This is a genomic window from Pseudomonas sp. CCI3.1 (genome assembly GCF_034313985.1).
GTDB lineage: Bacteria > Pseudomonadota > Gammaproteobacteria > Pseudomonadales > Pseudomonadaceae > Aquipseudomonas > Aquipseudomonas psychrophila.
In genome coordinates this window covers 2911203-2929537 of sequence record NZ_JAVIWO010000001.1, presented here as the reverse complement: position 1 = coordinate 2929537, position 18335 = coordinate 2911203, and the positions used below count along the sequence as shown (strand labels likewise).

Here is an 18335-nt window from a genome sequence, read left to right as displayed (position 1 = left end):
CGTTGGACTGTACACAATGAATGCCATCTTGCGATGGCGTTCAGTTCGATATTGTTCATCGGATTCTCATGCCCGGTCACTGTTTTTTTCAGTGACGATGCACAGTACGCTTCGCTTCAAAACGCGGAAGCCGTCCATTGCCTCAGTGGGCGTAGGAACTGACCGCCCGCGCTCGCACGAACACCACCGATCAGTCCCCTCGCCCTCCGGGAGGGGGCTAGGGTGAGGGTTTATTTAGTTACTGATCGCCAGAATACTTGCCTGATACGAGGCCACGAATAAATCGAAATCGCCCTCTTCAATCTTCTCTGTCTCGGCTTGTTCGAGCAGTGACTTGCGGGCTTTTTCTTCGAATGCAGCCTGATCTTCTGCGCTCAACGGTTCACTGCGGAAGAACTCTGCGTGAGCCAGGCTTTGGCGCATGGAGAACTGGGCGAAGCTTTCATTGTGCTCGGTCATGCTGGCCAGCACTCTGGCAGACGGCGTCAGTGACACGTCCTTGATTTTGGCCAACTGCTCGTCGACTGCTTTGCTGTGGTGATCGCCACCGTGGCTCTGGTCGAGCAGGGCGGCCAGTGGAGCGATTTTTTCCAGCAGTTCTGCCGCCCATTCCTTCATGTCGACTGCTTCACCATCGCGCTGCAATTGCAGGCCCGGACGACGACCTTCCTTGACCACGCTCAGGAAGTTCGACGTGCAGCTGCCGCATTCCGGGCTATCGAATTGCGGGCTCTCTTGCAGCGCGCAATACAGCAGGAAGGCATCCAGGAAGCGGGCCTCCGGCAGGTCGATGCCCACTGGCAGGAACGGGTTGATATCCAGCAAACGCACTTCAACGTACTGCACACCACGTGACACCAGGGCCTGAATCGGACGCTCACCCGTGTACGTCACACGCTTGGGGCGGATGTTGGAGTAGTACTCGTTTTCGATTTGCAGGATGTTGGTGTTCAACTGCACCCATTCGCCATCCTTGTGCGTGCCGATTTCAACATAGGGTGCGTAAGGCGTGGCCACTGCTTTGCGCAGGCTGTCGGTGTAGCTGTCGAGGTTGTTGTAGCACGGTGTCAGGCCGGCCTGGGCGTTGCTCTGGTAACCCAGGTCGCTCATGCGCAGGCTGGTGGCGTACGGCAGGTAGAGCGTATCCGGGTCCAGTTGTTCCAACTGGTGAGAACGGCCGCGCAAAAAGCCCGCATCCAGTGCTGGCGAGGCGCCGAACAGGTACATCAGCAGCCAGCTGTAACGACGGAAGTTACGAATCAGGGCGATGTAGGCGTTCGATTGATAGTCGCGCTCGGTCCCCACGAACCCTTCGGCCTGCATCAGCACGGGCCACAGGGCCTCGGGCAGGGAGAAGTTGTAATGGATACCGGCGATGCACTGCATGGTCTTGCCGTATCGCAGGGCCAGGCCCTTGCGGTACACGTACTTGAGCTGCCCGATATTGGACGTGCCGTAGTAGGCAATCGGGATGTCTTCTTCGGCCGGTAACGGACACGGCATCGAAGGGCTCCACAGGAACTCGTTACCGAGCTTGCTGTAGGCAAAGCGGTGGATCTTGTCGAGGCTGGCCAGCGTCTCTGCCGGATCGGGCAGGGCCGGGGTGATGAACTCCAGCAGCGACTCTGAATAGTCTGTGGTGATTTGATCGTTGGTCAGCGCCGAGCCCAATTCTTCTGGGTGCGGGGTCTGAGCCAGGCGTGCATCAGGCGTGACGCGCAGGCATTCGCGCTCGATGCCATGCAGGCATTGCCCAAGCAGAGTGAGGTTAGCGCGCTCGCTGAGCAGAGCCAGGCGGCGGTTGAGAAGTTGGCTCAAGTTGGATTCCTTCACGCGTCAGTCGCCCCAATATGGGGGTGGTCAGGACGGTCTACAAGGGTGAAGTTGAAACCGGCGTGGTCGCCTGGCTTTTGTTGATATTGCTTTGGCCCCGTCCCTGTTTCGGCCCCTGAGCGCTTCAAGCGCATTTCGGCACCGCGTCAGCAGTACCGAAATTAACTCAAATGACCCTGTGGCGGCTACAGGACAGCGAACGTGCCTTGTGCTTTTGCGACCAGTTTGTCGCCCTGGAATACATCCGCTTCGACCACCAGCGTACGTCGCCCGGGATGGATGACTTTGGCGATACACAGCACCTCGCCGTCAGACACCGCGCGGATGTAGTTGATCTTGCACTCGATGGTTGCGCTCTGTTGATCGAACCCATGGGCGCTGGAACACGCCAGCCCCATGCTGATATCCACAAGGCTGAACAGCACGCCACCGTGCATCTTGCCGCCCCGGTTGCGCAGTTGCGGCTCCAGGCTGAGCGCTACGTGCGCTACACCGTCTTCCAGCGACTGCACGCGGCAACCGATCAACGTGCTGAAAGCGCTTTGGGTCAGGCCGTCCGGGAGCGTCATTAGCGTTTCTTCAGCTGTTTGGCGTTGGCAAACAGCGAAGCCATCGCGTTGTTGCTCGGCGCTGCGGCAACCGTTTCTTTGCGTGGCGCAGTGCTTTGCTGGCGTGGGGCGGAACCCGGGCGTGCGCCACGGGCGCCGTCGATCTTCTCACCCGGTGTGTCGCTCATGCGCATCGACAGGCCAACGCGTTTGCGCGGGATGTCGATTTCCATGACCTTGACCTTGACCACGTCACCCGCTTTCACGGCTTCGCGCGGGTCCTTGATGAACTTCTCGGACAATGCCGAGATGTGCACCAGGCCGTCCTGATGCACGCCGATATCGACGAAAGCACCGAAGTTGGTCACGTTGGTGACGACGCCTTCCAGGATCATCCCCAGTTGCAGGTCCTTGAGGTCTTCCACGCCTTCCTGGAACTCAGCCGTCTTGAACTCGGGACGCGGATCGCGGCCGGGTTTTTCCAGCTCTTGCAGAATGTCGGTAACAGTCGGCAGACCGAAGGTTTCGTCGGTGAACTTCTTCGGATCGAGGCGCTTCAAGAAGCTCGCGTCGCCGATCAGCGAGCGAATGTCGCGCTCGGTGTCCGAAGCAATGCGCTTGACCAGCGGGTAGGCTTCGGGGTGAACCGCCGAGCTGTCCAGCGGGTTGTCGCCATTCATGACGCGCAAAAAGCCGGCGGCCTGCTCGAAGGTTTTTTCGCCCAGGCGGCTGACTTTTTTCAGTGCGGCACGGGTTTTGAAAGCGCCGTTTTCATCGCGATGGCTCACGATGTTTTGCGCCAGCGTGGCATTGAGGCCCGAGATGCGGGCCAGCAGCGCCACGGACGCGGTGTTTACGTCCACGCCCACGGCGTTTACGCAGTCTTCCACCACTGCGTCCAGGCCGCGTGCCAGCTTGAGCTGGGACACATCGTGCTGGTACTGGCCGACACCGATGGATTTAGGGTCGATTTTCACCAGCTCGGCCAACGGGTCTTGCAGGCGGCGGGCGATCGATACTGCGCCACGGATCGATACATCCAGATCCGGAAATTCCTTGGCGGCCAGTTCCGAGGCCGAATACACCGAAGCACCGGCCTCGGACACCATCACCTTGGTGACTTTCAGCGCCGGGTATTTCTTGATCAGGTCAGCGACCAGCTTGTCGCTTTCGCGGCTGGCGGTACCGTTTCCGATGGCAATCAGCTCGACCGAGTGCTTGGCGCACAGGGCGGCCATGACGGCGATGGTCTGATCCCACTTGTTGTGCGGCACGTGCGGGTAAACGGTGGCGTATTCCAGCATTTTGCCGGTGGCATCCACCACGGCCAGTTTGCAGCCGGTACGCAGGCCCGGGTCCAGCCCCAGTGTGGCCCGCGGGCCGGCCGGTGCAGCCAGCAGCAGGTCGTGCAGGTTGTGGGCGAATACGTTGATCGCTTCGGTCTCGGCGCCGTCGCGCAATTCACCCAGCAAGTCGGTTTCGAGGTGGGTGTAGAGCTTGACCTTCCAGGTCCAGCGCACAACTTCGCTTAGCCACTTGTCAGCCGGGCGGTTCTGGTTTTGCAGGCCGAAGCGCTCTGCAATCATCATCTCGCCGGGGTGCATGGTGCCAGGCAGTTCTTCACCCACCTTGAGCGAAGAGCTGAGAATACCTTCATTGCGGCCACGGAAAATCGCCAGGGCACGGTGCGACGGCATACTTTTGAGCGGCTCATCGTGTTCGAAGTAGTCGCGGAACTTGGCGCCTTCCTCTTCTTTGCCAGCGATAACACGGGCGCTGAGAATGGCTTCGTGCTTGAGGAAACTGCGCAGTTTATCCAGCAGGCTGGCGTCTTCGGCGAAGCGCTCCATCAGAATGTACTTGGCGCCATCGAGGGCCGCCTTGACGTCCGCCACACCTTTTTCTGCGTCGACAAAACGGGCAGCTTCGGTCTCAGGATTGAGTGTCGGGTCGTTGAACAGGCCATCAGCCAGTTCGCCAAGGCCGGCTTCCAGGGCGATCTGGCCCTTGGTGCGGCGCTTTTGCTTGTACGGCAGGTACAAGTCTTCGAGGCGGGTTTTGGTCTCGGCGAGTTTGATATCGCGGGCCAGTTCTGGCGTCAACTTGCCTTGTTCTTCGATGCTGGCGAGGATGCTTGTGCGCCGTTCGTCGAGTTCACGCAGATAGCGCAGGCGTTCTTCCAGATGACGTAACTGGGTGTCATCCAGGCTTCCGGTCACTTCCTTACGGTAGCGAGAAATGAAGGGTACGGTGGAGCCTTCATCCAGAAGAGCGACGGCCGCTTCGACCTGCTGCGGGCGCACGCCAAGTTCTTCGGCGATGCGGCTGTTGATGCTGTCCATAAAACCACCTGACAAATTGTGATGCAGGCTCGCAGGCCCGGGCTTGAAGGCCTGCGAGGCTGGTTGAGCGGCCCGGAGGGCGCCGCTACCTGGGCCAAAAGGGCAGCCTGTTGACCCGTGAAATCAGCAAATTACGGCAGGTGTTGAAAAAATAAATCCTGCCACAACCATTGAAAATTCGAGGTTGCCTGACACAAAAGGCGGCGCATTATAACCAGCGTTCCCGGATTCAGGGGACTGCGGGCTGCGGCCTCATTGATGGGTCTGCTGTTTGTAGAGGAAAAATCTGCTAACAATGCACACCATGCGTATGACAGCAGCTAAGCCATAATGCGCGCCGAGATCACAGGAGCATCTAATGAGCAGCATTGCACAAACGGCTGAAGGCGAAAAAATTCTCATCGTTGATGACGATCCAGGGCTGAGCAGCCTGCTGGAACGTTTCTTCGTCAGCAAGGGCTATCGTGCTCGGGCTGTGCCGAACGTCGAGCAAATGGATCGTTTGCTGGCTCGTGAGGTATTTAACCTGGTGGTACTGGATTTGATGCTGCCCGGCGAAGACGGCTTGTCTGCCTGCCGCCGCCTGCGTGCAGCGGGCAACCGGGTGCCCATCATCATGCTTACAGCAAAAGGCGACGAGCTGAGCCGCATCAAGGGTCTGGAACTGGGCGCCGATGATTACCTGGCCAAGCCGTTTAACCCCGATGAGCTGATGGCGCGGGTGCGAGCTGTATTGCGCCGCCAGTCGGCTCCAGTGCCGGGTGCGCCGGGCAGTGAAGACGAAAGCGTAACCTTCGGTGATTACGAGTTGTCCCTGGCTACTCGCGAGCTTAAGCGTGGCGACGAAGTTCACATGCTCACCACGGGTGAGTTTGCGGTGCTTAAAGCATTGGTCATGCATGCTCGTGAGCCATTGACCCGTGACAAGCTGATGAACCTGGCCCGTGGTCGCGAGTGGGATGCGCTGGAGCGTTCAATCGACGTCCAGATTTCCCGTTTGCGTCGCATGATCGAGCCTGATCCGTCCAAGCCGCGCTATATCCAGACCGTCTGGGGCGTAGGTTATGTGTTCGTGCCGGATGGTAACGCGACCAAGTGACAGATCATTTGTAGGAGCGAGTCATGCAGGTGCCGTCCGGTGCCTGCGTGGCTCGCGATTCATTTTTTTGCGGGCCTTGGGGCTCGCTCCTGCAAAGTGTAAAAACGGCTGTCTATGAAAACCCCTCTCTGGTTTCCCCAAAGTTTCTTCTCTCGCACTCTCTGGCTTGTCCTGATAGTCGTTCTGTTTTCCAAGGCGTTGACGCTGGTTTACCTGCTCATGAACGAAGACGTATTGGTCGACCGCCAGTACAGTCACGGTGTGGCACTGACCCTGCGCGCCTATTGGGCCGCTGATGAGGAAAACCGCAACAAGATTATCGATGCCGTTGATCTGGTACGCGTCGTGGGCGGTGGTGTGCCTGAGGGTGAGCAACACTGGCCTTACAGCGAAATCTACCAACGTCAGATGCAAGACGAACTTGGTCCCGATACCGAAGTTCGCTTGCGCATGCATACGTCTCCTGCTCTGTGGGTGCGTGCGCCCAGCCTGGGTGAGGGCTGGTTGAAAGTGCCGCTGTATCCGCATCCGCTTCGCGGGCAGAAAATCTGGAATGTGCTGGGATGGTTCCTGGCAATCGGCTTGTTATCCACAGCATCGGCATGGATTTTCGTCAGTCAGCTCAACCAGCCGCTCAAGCGTCTGGTGTATGCAGCTCGTCAACTGGGGCAGGGGCGCAGTGTGCGCTTGCCAATAAGTGACACTCCCAGCGAGATGACCGAGGTGTACAGCGCCTTCAATCAAATGGCTGAAGATGTCGAACAGGCAGGCCGTGAGCGTGAACTGATGCTTGCGGGCGTGTCCCATGACCTGCGAACACCGTTGACCCGTTTGCGCCTTTCTCTTGAGCTCATGGGCAACCACAGCGACCTTTCAGACGATATGGTGCGTGACATTGAAGACATGGATGCGATTCTCGATCAGTTCCTGGCCTTTATCCGTGATGGACGTGACGAGCCGGTCGAAGAAGTTGATCTGTGTGATTTGATCCGCGAAGTGGTAGCGCCCTACAACCAGAACGGTGAGGAGGTTCGCTTGCGCTTACAGCCGATCCAGCCGTTTGCGTTGCGGCGGGTATCGATGAAACGCCTGCTCAACAACCTGATCGGCAATGCCCTGCACCATGCGGGCGAAGACGTTGAGGTTGCGGCTTATGTGTCTGGAGACGTCAGTGCACCGTACGTGGTGCTGAGCGTGATGGACCGGGGCGCAGGCATTGACCCTTCGGAGCTTGAAGACATCTTCAACCCGTTCATTCGTGGTGATCGTGCTCGTGGTGGCAAAGGCACTGGGTTGGGACTTGCGATCGTGAAGCGGATTGCCTCCATGCATGGCGGCAATGTCGAGTTGCGCAACCGCAGCGGCGGCGGGCTGGAAGCCCGTGTACGCCTGCCGCTGGGGCTGATGTTGCCAAGAGGGGCTGTCTAGATTTTTCTGGCTCTGTGGGAGCGGGCAAGCCCGCTCCCACAGGGTTTGATGCGTGGTTAGCCTTTGCCCTTGGTCCGTGTCATATGCGGGCTGCTGTTTTTTTCCAGATGTTGAATGATGATCCCGGCCACATCCTTGCCAGTGGTGGTTTCAATCCCTTCCAGGCCCGGCGAAGAATTGACCTCCAGCACCAGTGGACCATGGTTGGAGCGCAAGATATCGACCCCCGCCACACTCAACCCCATGACCTTGGCCGCACGAATGGCGGTCATGCGCTCTTCAGGAGTGATCTTGATCAGGCTGGCGCTACCGCCCCGGTGCAGGTTGGAGCGGAATTCGCCAGGTTTGGCCTGACGCTTCATGGCCGCGATTACCTTGTCCCCAACCACGAAGCAGCGAATATCGGCGCCACCCGCTTCCTTGATGTACTCCTGCACCATGATGTTTTGCTTGAGCCCCATGAAGGCCTCAATCACTGATTCGGCCGCAGTCGCAGTTTCACACAGCACCACGCCGATGCCTTGGGTGCCTTCCAGTACCTTGATCACCAGTGGCGCGCCGTTGACCATCTCGATCAGGTCGGGAATGTCATCAGGGGAGTGGGCAAAACCGGTCACCGGCAAACCCAGGCCACGACGCGACAGCAGTTGCAACGAGCGCAGCTTGTCGCGTGAACGGGCAATCGCTACCGACTCATTGAGCGGGAAAACACCCATCATCTCGAACTGACGCAGCACCGCGCAGCCATAGAATGTGACCGAGGCGCCAATACGCGGGATCACGGCATCGAAGCCTTCCAGCGGCTTGCCGCGATAGTGAATCTGCGGCTTATGACTGGCAATGTTCATATAGGCGCGCAGGGTATCGATCACTACCATTTCATGGCCTCGTTCGGTACCGGCTTCAACCAGACGACGAGTGGAATACAGACGCGGGTTACGCGACAGCACAGCGATCTTCATGCAACACCTGTGGCAGAGGTAGTAGTGACCGGAAACACCGGCTTGTCTTGAACGTATTTATGTTCTGGATTGACGACCAGTTGGCCGTCAATCAGGGCTTTTGAGCCCAGTAATAAGCGGTAGCGCATCGATTTGCGGCAGGCGAGGGTGAACTCGACCTGCCAGACCCGATCGCCCAGCGCCAGGCCGGTACGGATGACATAGCGAACCTGGGTGTGACCATTGGAGCTTTTTATGGTTTTTATGGCCACCAACGGGGCTTCACAGCGGCGGTGGCGCAGCTGTACCAGCGTGCCCAAATGGGCATTGAAACGTACCCACTTTTCACCCTCGCGCTCAAAAGGCTCGATCTCGGTGGCGTGCAAGCTGGAGGTACTGGCACCGGTGTCGATTTTCGCCCGCAGGCCGGCAACTCCCAAATCGGGAAGCGCCACCCACTCGCGCAGACCGACAACGGTCAAGTGATCAAAAGTCTTCAATATAAGTAACCAGCGATTAACGTATTCAGGCTGCAGGAGAAACCCTGCAGGTAAAACAATCGGCGATGCCGACTTGGCGGTGTAGAAAGAGTATTCACGCAGAATATCCGGTAAATGGCGACAGTTATCTACGTGTACGCTGTTCAGCAGGCAGGCATTCTATCGGGCTGATTGCTTCAGTTGTTCATCGTAAGTAGTAGTACAGTTCTGACTATTCAAATGAAGAGGAATTCCAGTGGCGCAAAAACAGGAAGAGGACGACAAGGTTCGCCTGGACAAGTGGCTCTGGGCAGCGCGCTTTTACAAAACTCGTGCACTGGCCAAAGCCGCGATTGAAAGCGGCAAGGTGCATTGCCGTGGTGAACGCTGCAAACCGAGCAAAGAGCCACGCTTGGGCGATGAGTTGCAAGTCCGTGTAGGTCTTGAGGAGCGTACTGTGGAAGTCAAAGCGTTGTCAGTGGTGCGTCGAGGCGCTCCCGAGGCTCAATTGTTGTACGCCGAAACCGAACAAAGCATCGCCAAGCGCGAAAACGCGGCGGCTATGCGCAAATCCGGTGCAATGGGCATCAGCACCGATGGAAAGCCAACCAAGAAACAACGACGCCAATTGCATCAATTCCATGACGCCAGTGGTGCCGAGTGAGCTGACCGCTGTTCGCAAACCGTACGTCGAGTCTGTGTGCGCATAACTTGTAATCATCCCTGCATGGCGCCATATAAGGTCCTTAGACCTGCACGACATTCAACGATCCGTACACATTTTGTCACCAATTCAGAACCTTATTCTTATGTCCGACATACTCAAAACCGATGCCACACAACGCTTTATGTTCGATACCAGCGACGCCCGCGGCGAACTGGCTTCGCTGGAGCACAGCTACGCTGACGTGTTGGCCAAGCACGCTTACCCACAGCCGGTCCAGCAGTTGCTGGGCGAGCTGATGGCCGCCGCTGCGTTGCTGGTGGGCAACCAGAAAATCGATGGCTTGCTGAGCCTGCAGGCCCGTTCCGAAGGCCCGGTTCCGCTGTTGATGATCGAGTGCACCAGCGACCGTGAGATACGCGGTCTGGCCCGTTTCGACGCCGACAGCATTGCTCCGGATGCCACTCTGGCCGATCTGCTGCCCAACGGCGTACTGGCCATTACCATTGATCCTACTGTTGGCAAACGCTACCAGGGGATTGTGGACCTGAACGGCGAAACCCTGGCTGACTGCTTCACCAACTACTTCGTAATGTCTGAGCAAGTGCCAACCCGCTTCTGGCTGGTTGCTGATGGCAAGCGTGCCCGTGGCATGTTCCTGCAGCAGTTGCCTGCCGACGTGGTCAAGGATGAAGACGAGCGAGTCGACAGCTGGGACAAGTTGCTGATGTTGGGCGATACCCTCAAGGCTGAAGAGCTGCTGGGGCTGGACAACGAAACCATCCTGCACCGTCTGTATCACGAAGAAACAGTGCGCTTGTTTGACAACGAAGCCATTGAATTCAAATGCAGCTGCTCCCGTGAGCGCTCGGGTAATGCCCTGACCAGCCTGGGTCATGAAGACGCGTTGACCCTGGTTACCGAACATGGCGGTCATATCGAAATCGACTGCCAGTTTTGTAACGAGCGCTACCTGTTTGATGCCGCCGATGTCGATCAATTATTCGCTGGCGCTGGTGTCGAATCCCCTTCTGGCACTCATCACTAAAACGATTCAGCCTAGGTAAAACACCTGTCAAACCCCGTTCTTGCGCGGTTCTGACAGGTGGGCCCTACTCTTTTTGGGGTTTTCTGGCATAATCCGGCCCACTTTTTTCGCGGTAGTAGTGCAAACTTTTCTACTACAAAACGTTTGGCGCACTCGGCCAATGGCCGACGGGGAACCTCATGACGCAAGCTAATAACGCCGTGTACACCGATCTGAGCATCGACGATCTGGTCAAAGAAGCCCTGAGCCGTGGTGAAGGCGAGCTTGCCGACAATGGCGCACTGGTTGTCGAAACTGGCCACCGTACAGGCCGTTCACCGGCTGACCGCTTCATTGTTGAAGAACCGTCCACTCAGGCATCCATTGCCTGGGGCCCGATCAACCGCAAGTTCCCGGCCGACAAGTTCGATGCCTTGTGGGACCGCGTCGAGGCTTTCAACAACGCGCAAGAGCATTTCGTTTCCCACGTGCATGTAGGTGCTTCCGAAGACCACTACCTGGCCGTGAAAATGACCACCCAGACTGCCTGGCAGAACCTGTTCGGTCGTTGCCTGTTCATCAATCCGGCTCAGTACAACCCGGCCGGTCGTGAAGAGTGGCAAGTGCTCAATGTGGCCAACTTCGAGTGCGTACCTGAGCGTGATGGCACCAACTCTGACGGTTGCGTGATCCTCAACTTCGCCCAGAAAAAAGTGCTGATCGCCGGCATGCGTTACGCCGGTGAAATGAAAAAAGCCATGTTCTCGGTACAGAACTTCCTGTTGCCTGCTGCTGACGTATTGCCTATGCACTGCGCGGCCAATATTGGCGAAGAAGGCGACGTGACCCTGTTCTTCGGCCTGTCGGGTACCGGTAAAACCACCCTGTCCGCCGATGAAAGCCGTTACCTGATCGGTGATGACGAACACGGTTGGGGCGAAGGTGTGGTGTTCAACATCGAAGGTGGTTGCTATGCCAAATGCATCGACCTGTCCGAGAAGAACGAGCCGGTCATCTGGAAAGCCATCAAGCACGGCGCCGTGCTGGAAAACGTTGTTCTCGACGATGCCAAGCACCCTGACTATGCCGATGTCAGCCTGACCCAGAACAGCCGCGCAGCTTACCCTCTGGAGCATGTTGCCAAGCGTTCCGAGAAGAACCTGGGCGGCGAGCCAAACGCTGTTATCTTCCTGACCTGCGACCTGACTGGCGTATTGCCACCTGTGTCGATCCTCAGCGAAGAACAGGCGGCCTACCACTTCCTGTCTGGCTACACCGCATTGGTGGGCTCGACTGAAATGGGTTCGGGCAGCGGCATCAAGTCGACGTTCTCCACCTGCTTCGGCGCACCGTTCTTCCCGCGCCCGGCTGGCGAATACGCTGAGCTGCTGATCAAGCGCATCCGCGGCTTCGGCTCCAAGGTGTACCTGGTTAACACCGGCTGGACCGGCGGTGGCTACGGCGTTGGCAAGCGTTTCAACATCCCGACCACCCGTGGCGTGATTGCAGCGATCCAGAGCGGTGCTCTGATTGGCGTAGAAACCGAGCACCTGGACACCATCAACCTCGACGTGCCTTTGGCCGTGCCGGGCGTTGACACTGTTCTGCTCAACCCACGCAACACTTGGGCAGACAAAGCTGCCTACGACGAAGCTGCCAAGGCATTGGCTGGCCTGTTCGTAGAGAACTTCAAGAAGTTCGACGTCAGCGACGCGATCAAGGCAGCGGGTCCGAAGGCGTAAGCATTCGGTCAGTGTGTTGATCCATAAAAAAGCCGCCTGAGAGGGCGGCTTTTTTGTGCCTGTGCAGTTCTTGTGGGAGCGAGCCCGCTCGCGAAGGCATCACCGCGATCATTCGGATAAAACGCGTCGTCTGCATCGCGAGCAGGCTCACCACAGAACGTTTCGCCTAAGCTTCCAGGCTTTGCGTATCCCAATGGCCGCTTCTGATCGCCGCGTACAGCATGCCGATGGTCAAGGGTACTTTGCCCTCGCGGCCCTTGGCCTTGCGCTTGAGATGCGGGTCGTTGCCCGCAGGCTGGAAGTAGCGGTAGGCATCATAGTCCGCCAATTCGAGCCCGAAACGCTCCTCAAGAGCTTCCATCAAATGCTGGGCATCGGTGCCATTGCAGCCAAGATCTGCGTTGATCGCGGTTTTTAGGCTGATGGTTTTGTGTTCCGGCAGGCCGATTTCTTCATGCAGCAACTGCATCAGCTCGCGCAGGATGGGGGTGTCCGGGAGGTCGGTGGCGAGTTTCATTATCAAAAGTCCGAAATGAGTTTCAAGGAATCTCTCCTGGCGAATGACTCTTCAACCAGTCAGCCAGTGCTGCGTTCATGCGTGTTTGCCAGCCGGGGCCGGAGGCCTTGAATTGCTCTACGACTTCGGGAGCAAGACGGATGGTGATTCGTGTGAGCACTTTGTCCGCCTTGGGTCTGCCGCGTTTAATCAACAGCGGACCTTTGAACTCGTCGGCAGCTTCAAAAAAGGCTTCTGTCAGTTCGGGCGCGTCATCCGGGTCAGCCCAGTCGATGGGCGTAGAGTGCTTGTTCGCGCTCATTGGCTTTCCTCATGGAAATAATACGGCGGTCCGCGCCGCGCGGTGTCCAGACCAAAACAATCATGCGCTCCTGTAACAGGCCGATGCTGATTAGTCGGACTTCGCCGTAATCCTGGCGTGAGTCTTCCGATGTGAAGTGATGACCTGCAAATAGGGTTTTTGCGTCAGCGAAATCAAGGCCTCGCTCGATTAGCGTCTTGTTGCGTTTGGTGATGTCGTAGGTTATTTGCATCAATTTATCGTATGCACAATAAATACTACTGGCAAAATCCTGTTGTTGCCAAATTTTGCGTTTTCTCCTGACAAAGGGTTATTCAAGGCATCCTGGCTCGACCCTGTATCATCCCCTCTCAATTTGCCCCCGGCCTTTTCGCGACCGGCTGCAAACCTGGCGTAGAGTTCTGCGCTTTGCAGCGGTCAAAGGAGTGACAGTGATGCACAACACCCTCGAACAGGTCTTCGGTTATCCACAGTTTCGGGCCGGGCAAGAAGCGGCGATCAGTGCCGTGTTGGCCGGGCGTTCGGCGGCGGCGATTTTCCCTACGGGATCGGGTAAATCCCTGTGTTACCAACTGCCGGCGTTGCTGTTGCCTCACCTGACGCTAGTGGTTTCGCCGCTGTTGGCCCTGATGCAGGACCAGCTGGCTTTTTTGCAGCGCCACGGGATTGCAGCGGCCAGCATCGATTCGGCGCAAAGCCGCGACGAGGCAAGCGCCGTCATGGCCCGGGCGAAAGCGGGCGAGTTGAAGATCCTGATGATTTCGGTCGAGCGCCTCAAGAACGAGCGCTTTCGTAACTTTTTGCAGCAAGTGCCGATTTCCCTGCTGGTGGTGGACGAAGCGCACTGTATTTCCGAGTGGGGGCATAATTTCCGTCCGGACTACCTGAAGCTTCCGGACTACCAGCGCCAGTTCAATATCCCGCAAGCGCTGCTGCTGACAGCTACCGCGACCCCGAATGTGATCGCTGACATGCAGGTCAAATTTGCGATTGCCGAGTCGGACGTCATCACCACCGGTTTCTACCGCGCCAATCTCAATCTGTGGGTCGAGCCCGTCACTGGCGCCGCCAAGCGTCAGCGCCTGGTGCAGTGGATGGGCGAGCGTATCGGCCAGCCGAGCATTGTGTATGTCACGCTGCAAAAGACCGCCGAGCACATTGCCCAGCACTTGAACCAGAACGGGATCAGCGCCAACGCCTATCACGCCGGTTTGCCCCATGATCAGCGCGAGGGCATTCAGCGCCAGTTCATGGGCGGGCAGTTGAATTGCATCGTTGCCACCATTGCCTTTGGCATGGGCATCGACAAAAGCGACATCCGCAACGTGGTGCATTTCGACTTGCCCAAGTCGATCGAAAACTACAGCCAGGAAATCGGCCGCGCCGGGCGCGATGGCGATCCCTCCGAGTGCCTGGTACTGGCCAATCGCGACAGCCTCAACGTTTTGGAAAACTTTGTGTACGGCGACACGCCGGAGTTGCAAGGCATTCGCTGTGTGCTTGATGAGTTGCGTGAGGTGATTGCTGAAGGTCAGTGGGAATTCATGCTGCTGCCTCTGTCCGATCAGAGCAATATTCGTCAGTTACCGCTCAAGACCTTATTGGTGCAGTTGGAGCTGCGTGGGTTGATCGCTCCTCGCTATGCGTATTTCGCCGAATATCGTTTCAAGTTCCTGATCGAACCCGATGTGTTGCTGGCCAAGTTTGAAGGCGAGCGTCAGCAATTCGTCTCAGCCATCATTCAGACTTCCAGTCGTGCCAGAACCTGGGCCACGGTGAATTTCGACGCGCTGTACAGCCAGCATCAGGCCGACCGGAACCGGGTGGTCAAAGCGCTGGATTACTTTCAGGAGAAGGGCTGGATCGAACTTGAAAGCAAGCAGATGACCGAGGTCTACAGCCTGTTGGTTCAAGATTTTGATGCCCAGGCTCTGAGCCTGGAGCTGCATGCCTACTTCACGGCTCACGAGCGTGGCGAGATTACGCGGATTCACGCCATGTTGGCGCTGTTCGCCAGTGAAACCTGCTTGAGCTACCGGCTGGCGCAGTATTTTGGGGATGAGCAGGCGCCGCAGCAGTGCGGCCATTGTTCAGTGTGTGCAGGGCAGGTCGCTCACTTGCCGGAGCCACCCGCACTGATGCCGCTTGTGGATAAAAACTTCGAAGCGCTGTGCGGTGCTTTTATCCACAGGCATCAGGAGTTCACGGGAAGTTATCCCCCGGCAGAACGCCTGACCCGGTTTTTATGCGGGATCAGCGTGCCGATGTTCACCAAGATGAAAGCGCGTGCCATTCCAGGTTTTGCGGCATTGGAGAACTACCCCTATGCCGAGGTCCGGGAATGGGCGGTGAAAGGGCTGAGTTAACAGGTAGTCGCTGCCGCAGGCGGCGAGGGCGACCGCAGGTTTTTGTTACCCCAACAACTCGCGCAATACCCGGGTGAAGTCGCGGCAACTGACTTCTTCATCGGCATGACGGCCGTCGCGCACCACCCACTGGCCGTTGACCAATACGTCACGCACCTGACGGTCGCCGCCAGCAAACAGCCAGCGGTTAAGAATCGCATCGTCCTGAGCCGTGGCCAGGTACGGGTCGTTACCGTCAAGCACCAACCAGTCGGCGCGCTGGCCCACGGCCAATCCGGCAACCGCCTGGCCCATTGCCTGAGCGCCGCCCACCAGTGCCGCGTCGTACAACGTTCGGCCGATCATTGGCTGATCGCTGCGATACATCCGGTTGCGGCGCTGATCGCGCAAGCGCTGGCCGTATTCCAGCCAGCGCAGTTCCTCAACCACACTCAGGGACACATGGCTGTCCGAGCCGATGCCCATGCGTCCGCCTTGAGCGAGGAAATCCACGGCCGGGAAAATACCGTCACCCAGGTTGGCCTCAGTGGTCAGGCACAACCCGGCCACGGCCTGGCTCTGCGCCATCAGCTGGACTTCGGCAGCGTTGGCGTGGGTCGCATGCACCAGGCACCAGCGCTGATCGACCTCGACATTGTCGTACAGCCACTGGATCGGACGCTTGGCGCTCCAGCTCAGGCAATCGTCGACTTCCTTTTGCTGCTCGGCGATGTGGATATGCACCGGGCAGGTCGTGTCACTGGCCTGCAGCACTTCGTGGATTTGCTCGGGGGTGACGGCGCGCAGCGAGTGAAAGCATAAACCCAGGGTTTGTGCCGGCTGTTGGGCCAGCAGCGGCTTTAACTGCTCCTGCAGCTTTAGATAGTGCTCGGTGCTGTTGATAAAGCGTCGCTGACCGTCATTGGGTGCCTGGCCGCCAAAGCCCGAGTGGCTGTAAAGCACGGGCAGCAAAGTCAGGCCAATGCCAGTGGAGCGTGCCGCTTCGCTGATGCGCAGCGCCAGCTCTGCCGGATTGGCATAGGACTGACCTGACAGATCGTGGTGTACGTAATGGAATTCGGCTACCGAGGTGTAACCTGCCTTGAGCATTTCGATGTACAACTGACGAGCTATAACGCCGAGCTGCTCAGGGCTGATTTTTCCGACGAGCCGATACATTAAATCGCGCCACGTCCAGAAACTGTCGTTGGGATTGCCCGCCACTTCGGCCAAACCGGCCATGGCCCGCTGGAATGCGTGGGAGTGCAGATTCGGCATGCCCGGCAGCAATGGGCCGTTCAGCCGTTCGGCGCCGTGCGCGTCGGCATTGGCCTGGATTCGGGTCAAGTAGCCATCGGCACCGACCTCGATGCGGACATTGGTAGCCCAGCCTGTAGGCAGTAGCGCGCGCTCGGCAAAGAAGACGGACATCGGTTCGGTACCCCATTGCTTGTAATTTGTATATACATATACAGACGTTTGCCTGCTCGGTAAACTCCGGCAAGCTACGACTCTTAACTCATTACCAAGGATTGCCTGTGTCGACTCCGCCTGTCGTGTCCCCGCTGGCCGCCCACATGGGCGATAGCCCGGCCCCGCTTTACGCCCGAGTAAAGCAAATGATCACTGCGCAGATCCAGAGTGGAAACTGGCCGCCGCATTATCGTGTGCCCTCCGAGAGCGAGCTTGTGACCCAACTGGGTTTCAGTCGCATGACCATCAACCGTGCGCTGCGTGAAATGACCGCCGACGGCTTGCTGGTGCGCATGCAGGGCGTGGGCACCTTTGTGGCTGAGCCCAAGACGCAGTCCGCGCTGTTTGAGGTCAACAACATCGCCGATGAAATCGCAGCTCGTGGGCATACGCACAGCTGCAAGGTCATCAGTCTGGGTGAAGAAATGGCCGGCTCGGAACGTGCCGCTGTGCTCGACATGCGTGAAGGGCAGAAAGTTTTTCACTCACTGATCGTGCACTACGAGAACGGAATTGCCGTGCAAATCGAGGACCGTTTCGTCAATGCCCTGGTGGCACCGGATTACCTCAAGCAGGATTTCACCCAGCAAACGCCTTACGCCTATTTGTCCCAAGTCGCGCCGCTGACTGAGGGCGAGCACGTGGTTGAGGCGATTTTGGCTGACCCCAAAGAGTGCAAGTTACTGCAAATCGAGCCCGGCGAGCCGTGCCTGCTGATTCGCCGCCGCACCTGGTCGGGTCGTCAGCCTGTGACCGCCGCCCGATTGATCCACCCCGGTTCCCGTCATCGACTTGAAGGACGTTTCAATAAATGAGTCAGCCTGTAGTTTTACGTGCCGTCGACTACCCGCGCATGCCGTGGAAAAACGGCGGCGGTAGCACTGAAGAAATCACCCGTGACGCAGGCGAGGGCCTTGATGGCTTTGGCTGGCGCCTGTCGATTGCGGACATTGGCGAGTCCGGCGGCTTTTCACGTTTTGACGGCTATCAGCGAATCATCAGCGTGCTGCAAGGCGCAGGCATGAACCTGCAAGTCGACGGTGTGAGCACGCGGGCACTGTTACCGTTCGATGCTTTTGCGTTCAAGGGTGAAAGCGCCGTCGCCTGCACCCTGATCGATGGACCGATCCGCGACTTCAACCTGATCTACGCCCCGCAACGCTACACCGCGCGGCTGCAATGGCTGGAAGCGAAAACCCCGCAGCGCTTGTTCAGTTCGGCGCATACCCTGGTGGTTTTCAGTGGGGGTGAATCGGTACACGTGGCCTTGGGTAGTCGCTGTCACGAACACCTGGGCCGTTACGATTGCCTGCAACTGAGCGGCAATCGCGAGTTGCTGGAAGTGACGGTAACAGGCTTGTGCTGTGTGATTGAGTTGAGCACGGTCTAACTAGCCATGTAGTCGCTGCCGCAGGCTGCGAAGGGTTGCGGAGCAACCCGTTTTCTTGGGCGCCCACGTCCCGCTTCGCAGCCTGCGGCAGCGACTACACACGCTACACGCTCTGTTACCGAACGCCCCAATTCAGCGCGCGCACCCTCCTCAGTAACACTCCTGCGAATCATTCGTTCTCTTCTCACAAACCTGGCGCACGGTTT

17 protein-coding genes are annotated in these 18335 nt (G+C 58.0%); 8 read left to right on the top strand and 9 right to left on the bottom strand.

The window, feature by feature from the left end:
• Positions 1 to 234 precede the first annotated feature (234 nt).
• The 3 genes from gshA to RGV06_RS13255 form a co-directional block, all read right to left on the bottom strand.
• Positions 235 to 1818 carry a glutamate--cysteine ligase gene (gene gshA, locus RGV06_RS13265; RefSeq protein WP_046810261.1) on the bottom strand — a complete coding sequence of 528 codons (1584 nt, stop codon included), beginning with the start codon at positions 1816 to 1818 and terminating at the stop codon, positions 235 to 237.
• 200 nt (positions 1819 to 2018) lie between these two features.
• Positions 2019 to 2402 (bottom strand): PaaI family thioesterase, encoded by a 384-nt coding sequence (locus RGV06_RS13260; protein ID WP_019821776.1) that lies wholly within the window; start codon positions 2400 to 2402, stop codon positions 2019 to 2021.
• A complete protein-coding gene (locus RGV06_RS13255; RefSeq protein WP_322150169.1) occupies positions 2402 to 4723 on the bottom strand; it encodes a Tex family protein in 2322 nt (773 codons plus the stop codon). The genes RGV06_RS13260 and RGV06_RS13255 overlap by 1 nt, the downstream gene beginning before the upstream one ends.
• A 358-nt stretch (positions 4724 to 5081) precedes the next feature.
• Here RGV06_RS13255 and ompR point away from each other — a divergent pair, with 358 nt between their 5' ends.
• Both ompR and RGV06_RS13245 read left to right on the top strand, forming a co-directional pair.
• Positions 5082 to 5822: a two-component system response regulator OmpR gene (ompR, locus tag RGV06_RS13250; RefSeq protein ID WP_019821773.1), complete on the top strand. Its 741-nt coding sequence runs from the start codon at positions 5082 to 5084 to the stop codon at positions 5820 to 5822.
• Between the two features lie 114 nt (positions 5823 to 5936).
• Positions 5937 to 7250, top strand: a complete 1314-nt coding sequence (locus tag RGV06_RS13245; RefSeq protein WP_322150168.1) for an ATP-binding protein — start codon at positions 5937 to 5939, stop codon at positions 7248 to 7250.
• Positions 7251 to 7306: 56 nt separating this feature from the next.
• On the opposite strand, the gene rimK is transcribed toward RGV06_RS13245, so the two are convergent.
• Together rimK and RGV06_RS13235 are read right to left on the bottom strand one after the other, a co-directional pair.
• Positions 7307 to 8212 (bottom strand): 30S ribosomal protein S6--L-glutamate ligase, encoded by a 906-nt coding sequence (rimK, locus tag RGV06_RS13240; RefSeq protein ID WP_016783140.1) that lies wholly within the window; start codon positions 8210 to 8212, stop codon positions 7307 to 7309.
• Entirely contained in the window at positions 8209 to 8658 is a 450-nt protein-coding gene (locus RGV06_RS13235; protein WP_173667409.1) for an ATP-dependent zinc protease, read from the bottom strand. The genes rimK and RGV06_RS13235 overlap by 4 nt, the downstream gene beginning before the upstream one ends.
• Positions 8659 to 8926: 268 nt before the next feature.
• Here RGV06_RS13235 and RGV06_RS13230 point away from each other — a divergent pair, with 268 nt between their 5' ends.
• From RGV06_RS13230 to RGV06_RS13220, 3 genes are all read left to right on the top strand, one after another.
• A complete protein-coding gene (locus RGV06_RS13230; protein ID WP_019821766.1) occupies positions 8927 to 9334 on the top strand; it encodes an RNA-binding S4 domain-containing protein in 408 nt (135 codons plus the stop codon).
• A gap of 145 nt (positions 9335 to 9479) precedes the next feature.
• Positions 9480 to 10382 carry an Hsp33 family molecular chaperone HslO gene (hslO, locus tag RGV06_RS13225; protein ID WP_019821764.1) on the top strand — a complete coding sequence of 301 codons (903 nt, stop codon included), beginning with the start codon at positions 9480 to 9482 and terminating at the stop codon, positions 10380 to 10382.
• A 179-nt stretch (positions 10383 to 10561) separates the two neighbouring features.
• On the top strand, positions 10562 to 12103 hold the full coding sequence (locus RGV06_RS13220) for a phosphoenolpyruvate carboxykinase (protein ID WP_019821763.1): 1542 nt from the start codon (positions 10562 to 10564) through the stop codon (positions 12101 to 12103).
• Positions 12104 to 12269: 166 nt separating this feature from the next.
• On the opposite strand, the gene RGV06_RS13215 is transcribed toward RGV06_RS13220, so the two are convergent.
• Genes RGV06_RS13215 through RGV06_RS13205 form a run of 3 tightly spaced genes read right to left on the bottom strand, consistent with a single transcriptional unit; the run spans position 12270 to position 13153 of the window.
• The gene (locus RGV06_RS13215; protein ID WP_048352596.1) at positions 12270 to 12620 is read right to left on the bottom strand and encodes a DUF1493 family protein; all 351 of its coding nucleotides are present in this window, start codon (positions 12618 to 12620) and stop codon (positions 12270 to 12272) included.
• A 22-nt stretch (positions 12621 to 12642) separates the two neighbouring features.
• Complete coding sequence (locus tag RGV06_RS13210; protein ID WP_322150167.1) at positions 12643 to 12921, bottom strand: BrnA antitoxin family protein; 279 nt, start codon at positions 12919 to 12921, stop codon at positions 12643 to 12645.
• The gene (locus RGV06_RS13205) at positions 12881 to 13153 is read right to left on the bottom strand and encodes a BrnT family toxin (RefSeq protein ID WP_046810582.1); all 273 of its coding nucleotides are present in this window, start codon (positions 13151 to 13153) and stop codon (positions 12881 to 12883) included. The genes RGV06_RS13210 and RGV06_RS13205 overlap by 41 nt, the downstream gene beginning before the upstream one ends.
• Before the next feature lie 202 nt (positions 13154 to 13355).
• On the opposite strand from RGV06_RS13205, the gene RGV06_RS13200 reads away from it, so the two are divergent.
• The gene (locus RGV06_RS13200) at positions 13356 to 15287 is read left to right on the top strand and encodes a RecQ family ATP-dependent DNA helicase (RefSeq protein ID WP_322150166.1); all 1932 of its coding nucleotides are present in this window, start codon (positions 13356 to 13358) and stop codon (positions 15285 to 15287) included.
• 45 nt (positions 15288 to 15332) lie between these two features.
• Here RGV06_RS13200 and RGV06_RS13195 read toward each other — a convergent pair whose 3' ends face one another.
• Positions 15333 to 16697 carry a formimidoylglutamate deiminase gene (locus RGV06_RS13195; RefSeq protein WP_322150165.1) on the bottom strand — a complete coding sequence of 455 codons (1365 nt, stop codon included), beginning with the start codon at positions 16695 to 16697 and terminating at the stop codon, positions 15333 to 15335.
• Between the two features lie 146 nt (positions 16698 to 16843).
• Between RGV06_RS13195 and hutC the strand changes: the two genes are divergently transcribed.
• Both hutC and RGV06_RS13185 read left to right on the top strand, forming a co-directional pair.
• Entirely contained in the window at positions 16844 to 17554 is a 711-nt protein-coding gene (gene hutC, locus RGV06_RS13190; RefSeq protein WP_173667408.1) for a histidine utilization repressor, read from the top strand.
• Positions 17551 to 18129 (top strand): HutD family protein, encoded by a 579-nt coding sequence (locus tag RGV06_RS13185; RefSeq protein WP_322150164.1) that lies wholly within the window; start codon positions 17551 to 17553, stop codon positions 18127 to 18129. The genes hutC and RGV06_RS13185 overlap by 4 nt, the downstream gene beginning before the upstream one ends.
• Positions 18130 to 18335 lie beyond the last annotated feature (206 nt).